The organism is Desulfobacula sp., from assembly GCF_030145145.1.
Taxonomy (GTDB): Bacteria; Desulfobacterota; Desulfobacteria; order Desulfobacterales; family Desulfobacteraceae; genus Desulfobacula.
The window spans coordinates 55,118-61,630 of record NZ_JAQYWD010000040.1 but is presented as its reverse complement, the minus strand read 5'-3'; the positions used below and the strand labels follow the sequence as shown (position 1 = coordinate 61,630).

General features: G+C 45.2%; 7 protein-coding genes. 5 read left to right on the top strand and 2 right to left on the bottom strand.

Going from position 1 to position 6,513, the window contains the following annotated elements:
- Positions 1–150: 150 nt before the first annotated feature.
- Entirely contained in the window at positions 151–312 is a 162-nt protein-coding gene (locus tag Q1Q15_RS20420; protein WP_300464136.1) for a YqaE/Pmp3 family membrane protein, read from the bottom strand.
- Positions 313–567: 255 nt separating this feature from the next.
- Between Q1Q15_RS20420 and Q1Q15_RS20415 the strand changes: the two genes are divergently transcribed.
- A complete protein-coding gene (locus Q1Q15_RS20415) occupies positions 568–1,095 on the top strand; it encodes a peptidylprolyl isomerase (protein WP_300464135.1) in 528 nt (175 codons plus the stop codon).
- 92 nt (positions 1,096–1,187) lie between these two features.
- On the opposite strand, the gene Q1Q15_RS20410 is transcribed toward Q1Q15_RS20415, so the two are convergent.
- Positions 1,188–1,400 carry a hypothetical protein gene (locus Q1Q15_RS20410; RefSeq protein WP_300464134.1) on the bottom strand — a complete coding sequence of 71 codons (213 nt, stop codon included), beginning with the start codon at positions 1,398–1,400 and terminating at the stop codon, positions 1,188–1,190.
- Positions 1,401–1,760: 360 nt separating this feature from the next.
- On the opposite strand from Q1Q15_RS20410, the gene Q1Q15_RS20405 reads away from it, so the two are divergent.
- The 4 genes from Q1Q15_RS20405 (at position 1,761) to Q1Q15_RS20390 (ending at position 6,512) form a co-directional block, all read left to right on the top strand.
- Positions 1,761–2,549: an acyl-ACP thioesterase domain-containing protein gene (locus tag Q1Q15_RS20405; RefSeq protein WP_300464133.1), complete on the top strand. Its 789-nt coding sequence runs from the start codon at positions 1,761–1,763 to the stop codon at positions 2,547–2,549.
- Positions 2,522–4,909 carry an ATP-binding protein gene (locus Q1Q15_RS20400; protein ID WP_300464132.1) on the top strand — a complete coding sequence of 796 codons (2,388 nt, stop codon included), beginning with the start codon at positions 2,522–2,524 and terminating at the stop codon, positions 4,907–4,909. The genes Q1Q15_RS20405 and Q1Q15_RS20400 overlap by 28 nt, the downstream gene beginning before the upstream one ends.
- A 68-nt stretch (positions 4,910–4,977) precedes the next feature.
- Positions 4,978–5,742, top strand: a complete 765-nt coding sequence (locus Q1Q15_RS20395; protein WP_300464130.1) for an AAA family ATPase — start codon at positions 4,978–4,980, stop codon at positions 5,740–5,742.
- A 2-nt stretch (positions 5,743–5,744) separates the two neighbouring features.
- Positions 5,745–6,512, top strand: coding sequence for a class I SAM-dependent methyltransferase (locus tag Q1Q15_RS20390; protein WP_300464128.1), 768 nt, complete (start codon positions 5,745–5,747; stop codon positions 6,510–6,512).
- Position 6,513 lies beyond the last annotated feature (1 nt).

Here is a 6,513-nt window from a genome sequence, read left to right as displayed (position 1 = left end):
TATGCTCTCATCCCGGCAAGACGATTAAGAGCACAATAAACAAACGTAGTGCCATAACAAAGCCTTTAAAAATATAACTTGCTGTAATTATAGGGCATATGAATTTTGGTTCAAAAAGATGGGTTAGTGTGACAGCTATGGCATATTTTTTTATTTGTTTTTTGCAATAACCCATATGGCATGAACGATACCGGGGATATAGCCTAAAAGGGTTAACAGAATGTTTAGCCAGAAATGCTTGCCAATGCCCACTTGAAGAAAGACGCCCAGGGGGGGGAGAAGTATCGCAATAATAATTTTAATCAGTTCCATGGTGACTCCTTGTTTCAATTGTTTTACCTGGTTAATTTATAGCAGTTTTCTGGAGGTGTAACAAAGAAAAATACAGCAACGCTCATTATAAAACGCAATAGTCGCCTGAACCGGTTTGGTTATGGCCATAATGAGAGTTGCTGAAAAAATAATAATTGGGTGGACATATGCGAGCATTATCTTATACAGTGGTTATTTTTAATTTTAAAACCAAATACAAGGGTGGAAAGGGAAATTTCCCTGAAGGATGATAAAATGACAACAAAAGTAAAATCCGGGGATACCATCTCGGTTGACTATACAGGTAAACTTCAAAGTGGCAAAGTGTTTGATACCTCGGAGGGAGGATCTCCATTAAAATTTACAGTGGGAACCGGTATGCTGATCAAGGGATTTGACCAGGCGGTTATCGGAATGAAGATCGGTGAAAAAAAAACAGTGGTCATTGAACCGGAAGACGGGTATGGCCTTCGCAATGATGCGTATTATGTGGATATACCGAAAATGGATTTTCCTGAAGAGATTCCCCTGGCTGAGGGGATGCAACTCCAGCTTCAGGATCCGGAAGGGCGGCCTGTTCCGGCAACCGTTGGCGAGATCGGAGAAGAATCGATCCGAATGGATTTGAATCATTTTCTGGCCGGCAAAACCCTTGAATTTGATATCTGCATTCTTGAGACCGGCCTTGAACCCGATTCCCATGATTGTGGATCAGGCTGCGGATGTGATTCAGGGTGTGGGTCTGATACGGGTTGCGGCTGCAGTTCAGGCTGTGGCGAATAGAAAGAACCCGCCGTTTGTTTGTTTTGCCGTCCTTCCCGCTGCCGGACAGCGGGGAGGGCGGCGTTGATAAACGCCACTGTCTTTACCTGAAATCAGGAAGGCGATTGAACATCTTTTAAATTCACCTCTGGTTTTTCCAGGCCGTTTAATATCTCTGATGTCACCATGGGTTGTTTACAAAACGGACAGAAAACAGTGGCTAAATTATTGATATCAATAATGGATTCCGTATTAAATGTCATTTTAAACTGATCTTTGCCTGGAAAATTACAATTTATATTCGTACAATTGTAAGTCGTGCCCATAATATGCTCCTTAAAAAAGAATAGACATATTAGGCGTTTTTTGCTCAAAAATATTTCAGCAAAAATCGCCGGTGTCTATTTGTTAAATATGGTTTAAAAATAAGGATAGTTTCTACAAAATCAATATGAAAACCTTGCTTCAGAATAATTTCTTTTTAAACATTCGCTTTAATGGACGGGGTCAGGCTTTTTTTTGGGTAAAGATTACCAAGAGGCCTGAACAACCGGCACAATAAATTGGGTTGCAATAATGGCGGCTTCCAAATAGATTGGATACAGCCTTAAAGGCTGTTATCATGGCTGCCGACCAAAGAGGCAGATTTAAATCAGAACACTTCGGCATTCTTAAAGAGGATAGAAATGAAGATTGAACACCACCATAAGATAGGCTTTTTTGATGTGGATCATCAATTTAAATTGAGAGTTCAGTCGGTTGCCCGGTTTTTTCAGGAAATTGCAGTGGTTCATTCAACAAAGATTGGGGTTGGCCCGGAGGTGTTACTTGAAAAAGGATTTGTCTGGTTTTTACATCGCTTGGAAATCGAATTTTTCCGTTACCCCATGCTGGGTGAGGACATTGTCATCACCACATGGTCAAGGGGGTTTGAAGGGGTGAAAGGATTCCGGGAGTACCGGATACACACCACCTCCCAGGTGGAAATCGCCCGGGGATCCAGTGTCTGGCTCTTTTATGATTTCAAACGAAAGCGGATTTCCCGGGTGCCGGGGAAAATTTCCACGCGGTATGCGGTTGAAAAAGAAACATCCTTTGACACGGAAATCAATGACTGGGAGACCTGTGGGAAGATTCAGCCGGAACAGGAGATGGACATCAGCCTGCGGTATTCGGATTTTGATGTGAACGGGCATGTGAATAATACCATATACCTGGGATTTTTAGAAACCTTGTATCAGCGGACGATCAATACCAATGGCCGACCGATCCGGAATATTAAAATCAGGTTTTGCCGGGAAATCGACAGAACAAAAGAACGCATTCGATGCGGTTGGCACAAGACCAATGGGGTGTATCAATTCAATATATTTGATGATTCAACCTTATACGCAGATGCAGAAATCATTCCAATGGAATGCGGTAATGATATGGAAAAGGAGAACAGATGGGGCAAAGATTTGAAGTATCCGTAAACGAGTTGAGCAAAAAATATGCTTCCGACCGGTTTGATTTTCAGGACACATCGGAATTGGAACCTTTGGACAGTATTATCGGTCAAAAACGAGCTGTGGAAGCCATTGATTTCGGATTGAACATGAAGGGTCCGGAATATAATATTTTTGTCACAGGCCTGGAAGGCACGGGTAAATCCACCATTGTTCAGGCGCTTTTGATGGCGCATGCCAAACACCAGGAAACGTCGGAAGACCTTTGTCTGGTCAATAATTTTGACAATGAGTATTGCCCGGTTGTTATTGAAATGCCGGCAGGATCGGCGGTCTATTTCAGCAGAAGTATGACCCAGTTTATCGAAGTGTTAAAGACCAGAATACCGGAAGCTTTTGAAACCCCCTCTTTTCTGGAAGAGCAGGCGGTTATTCATAAAAAAACGGCCACCCGGCAAAAAAAACGGCTTGAGGATGTTGAACAGCTGGCCCAGGGTCAAGGGCTGATCATCGTCAGAACCGAAGCGGATTACCAGATTGTTCCGGCCCTTGATGGCCAGCCCATGTCCGAGGAAGCCTATGAATCCATGGATGAGGCGGCGCATCGAGATCTTGATGAGCGGATGATCCAGATGGAAGAACGACTGAATGAAGCCCTCATTGAGATCAACCGGCTGGGTGAGGAAATGAAGGCCGTGTTAAAAGAACTGGCTGCCTCAAAAACGGATCAGCTTATTTCAGAACAGATTGATCCAGTCCGGTATTATTTCATGGATTGCAAGGATATTCAAACCTATCTGGAAAAGGTCAAAGACGATATTATTGATAATATTGCCCTCTTCCTGGGGGTGAAAGGCCATGACGGGGCTGAAGGAAAAAAAGTTCTGGAAATGACCGGATCTCTTGTGAAACGATATCAGGTCAATGTACTGGTGGACCGAAGACAGGAAAAAGGGGCACCAGTGGTGGTTGAGCCCAACCCCAGTTTCCACAATCTGTTTGGAAAAATTGAAAAGAAACCCAATATGGGATCATTTGAAACGGATTTTACACTGGTGCAGGCCGGCTCTTTGTTACGGGCCAATAAGGGCTATCTGGTAATCAATATTGAGCCGCTTCTGGTCAATCTTCCGGTGTGGGAAGCGTTAAAAAGAACGCTCCAGGACTCACAGCTCAGGATTGAAGATATGCCGGACCAGGCAGATTACGGTATGCCCTCATTAAAGCCCGCTCCCATACCATTGAAGGTGAAAGTGATCCTTGTGGGTGGGTATGAACCGTTTCGGATATTGCAGAGTGCCGATGCCCGATTCAACAAAATATTCAAGGTCAGGGCGGATTTTGATTATGAAGCGGAATTAACCGATGAGAATGGGGTCAATTATGCCCGGTTTATTGCCCGGGTCTGTAAAGATGAAGACCTGCTGAATTTCACTGCTGACGGAGTGTGGGCAGTGATTGAATATGGGAAAAGAATGGTGGCAAACCAGCAGAAACTGTCTCTTCGGTTCGGTCAGCTCCTGGGGCTTTTAAAGGAAGCAGATTATTGGGCTAAAAAAGAGAATGCCCGGCTGGTTTCCCAGGCATACGTGCTCCGGGCACTCAGCCAGCAGCGGTTTCGCCATAACCTGTATGAAGAAAAGGTATTGGCGCAATTTGAGGACCAGTCTGTTTTGATTGATGTGACAGGAAAGATCGTCGGCCAGGTGAATGCACTGGCGGTTTATGATATGGGTGAAATTGCTTTTGGGAGGCCCACGCGGATTACGGCAGAGTCCTATATGGGACCTGCCGGGATCATTAATGTGGAACATGAATCTGATCTTTCGGGGGAGACCCATGATAAAGGGGTGATGATCATTTCCGGTTATCTGGGAAGAATCTTTGCCCAGGCGTATCCATTAAGTGTCAGTATCAGTATCACATTTGAGCAAAGTTATGAGGGGATTGATGGTGACAGTGCCTCATCCACGGAATTGTATGCCGTCCTGTCCAGCCTCTCCGGGGTTCCCATCCGCCAGGACATTGCCGTCACCGGGTCGGTGAATCAAAAGGGGGAGATCCAGGCCATTGGGGGGGTGAATGAAAAAATAGAAGGGTTTTATGACATTTGTGTGAAAAAAGGCCTGACAAAAACCCAGGGTGTCATGATCCCCGTCTCAAATGTCAAGAATCTTGTTTTAAGAAAGGATGTTGCCCAGGCCATTGAAAACGGGTCCTTTCATCTTTACAGGGTCAGCAACATTGATGAAGGGATTGAAGTGCTGACCGGTGTCAAGGCCGGTCAACCAGATGCAGCCGGCCACTACCCCATAGAAACGGTTTTTGGTAAGGTTCAGGAAAAATTGAAAAAATATCATAAATTGTCCCTGCAATATGGAAGATAGATTGCTTTTTTTTAAGATTGCGTTATGTTAGGGAAATGTGGAATTAAATAACTGGATTTGGAGTAAATATGAGCAAAGTAATCGCAATGGCTGGCAAAGGTGGAGTTGGAAAAACAACGGTTTCTGCACTTGTGACCCGATATTTTACAAAACATCAGAAGGATCCGCTTCTGGCAATTGATGCAGATCCCAATAGTAATCTGGGAGAAACCCTTGGATTGAATATCGATAAAACAGTGGGTGACATCCGTGAAGATTTTATGAAAAACCCCCAGGGCGTTCCTTCGGGTATGGATAAGATAGTGTATCTGGAAATGCTCATGAACCAGGTATTGATCGAACAAAAGACGTTTGATCTTCTGGTCATGGGCCGTCAGGAAGGTCAGGGATGCTATTGCATGGTCAATAATATCCTGAATCGATTTTCCGACGAACTGGAAAAAAATTACAGCTACCTGCTGGTGGATAATGAAGCCGGGATGGAGCATTTAAGCCGCAGAACCAGTGGTAAGGTGGATATCTTGTTACTGGTTACCGACTATGCGTTAAGGGGCCTGAGAGCCGTGGGAAGAATCAATGAAATGCTGGGGGATCTCAAGCTGGAGGTGCGACAAAAGGGTCTGATTGTAAACCGGGCCCCGGAAACCTTAAGCAAAGCCTTCCTGGATGAGGTTGAAAGTATTGGGGTTCCCATCGTGTGCATTATCCCCGAAGATAAAAATCTTCTTGAGTTTGATATGGAAAGACGGTCGATTCTTGAAATGGAGGAAGATTCTCCAGCGGTTGTCGCCGTCCATCAGATGATGGAAAAGGTAAAAGAGATGATCGAATAACCATGGGCTATGTATTTGATTTTCAAGATGCAGGCGCATATGATGCCTGGTTTGAGCAACCCCGGAACCGGTATTTTCTGGATCTTGAAATCAAATTGATGATGGATCTGCTGTCCCCGGAAAAAGGACAGCGGATCCTTGATATCGGCTGCGGCACGGGGATCAGCCTTGAGCCTCTACTGGACAGGGGGCTATACCTGACAGGGCTGGACCCTTCTTTGTACATGCTGGACCTGGCATCAAAACGGCTGGGACATCAGGCAGATCTTCACCGGGGCTCGGCTGAAGATCTGCCGTTTGAAGACAATGCCTTTGACAGTGCGTTCGTGTTCACCAGCCTGGAATTTACGGACAGGCCGGCCAAGGCCATTGAAGAGGCCTGCAGGGTGACAAAGGATACCGTGGTTCTCTGCGTTCTAAACCGGTATGCCCCCATCAACATGGTGCGCCGGTTTAAAAGTTTTTTTGTGCCCAATATCTATAGCCAGGCCCATTTTTTCAGTATATGGGAGCTCAAACAGATTCTGTTTGCCATCCTGGGCAATGTGCCTGTAAAATGGAAAACAACCGTGCAATTCCCGTTTGCCTGCGGTGGAATCGCTGCGGCCATTGAAAATATAGCCATTGTTCAAAAATCATTTTGCGGGACCCTTATTGGTATGAGAATCAAACCGGTGCCAACGTTTCGGACCCGGCCCTTATTGCTGAAGGTGAAGAAATCAAAAGCGTATAATCCGGTAACCGGAATGGTCACCCGGATGAGAGATTAAA